The organism is Caballeronia jiangsuensis, assembly GCF_046030135.1.
GTDB lineage: Bacteria > Pseudomonadota > Gammaproteobacteria > Burkholderiales > Burkholderiaceae > Caballeronia > Caballeronia jiangsuensis.
Genome location: NZ_JAQQDB010000128.1, coordinates 1 through 527, shown reverse-complemented (window position 1 = coordinate 527; position 527 = coordinate 1). Strand labels below are relative to the sequence as shown.

Below are 527 nucleotides of genomic sequence, written 5' to 3'. Positions count from 1 at the left end.
TCATCGGTGACCACGTAGTTGTGGCCTTGCCCTTCCAATGCGTGGCTCACCAACCCCGTGAGCGCCATGTTTCTCGGCAACTCGAACGGCGGCGGATTGAACTGATTGACCTTGCTAGCCATGATGAACGGCTTGTCCGGATCGCCCTCGTGATAGCCGATCGTCACCTCATCCCCGATACGCGGCACCGCGATGAAGCTGTGCGGCCCGCCATGCCACGGCTGCGACACCCGTACCCAGCAACTCGAATTCTGGTCAAGCTTGCCCAGCCTGTCCCATTTGAATTGAACGCGCGTGCGCGCGTAGCCATCGAGCCAGATCGGCTGGTTCTCCGGGCCCACCACCACCGCGGTCTCCGGATGCGCGCGCGGCTTCTCCTGGGGCATCGTCTTGAAGAACGTATCGTCCGGCTGCACCACGAAATCCGTCTTGCAGTGATACTGCGCGTCGCTGCCTGCGGTGACGGTCAGTTCGTCCGGATTGCGCACATCGATCGAGGTCGAGACCACCAGATATCGCGTGTTGAG

Annotated in this window: 1 protein-coding gene; it reads right to left on the bottom strand. The window is 61.5% G+C overall.

The genetic code is table 11. From position 1 onward, the window contains the following. The coding region (gene vgrG / locus PQR08_RS38670) for a type VI secretion system tip protein VgrG (protein WP_408164503.1) at nucleotides 1-527 on the bottom strand (527 nt) is incomplete at both ends.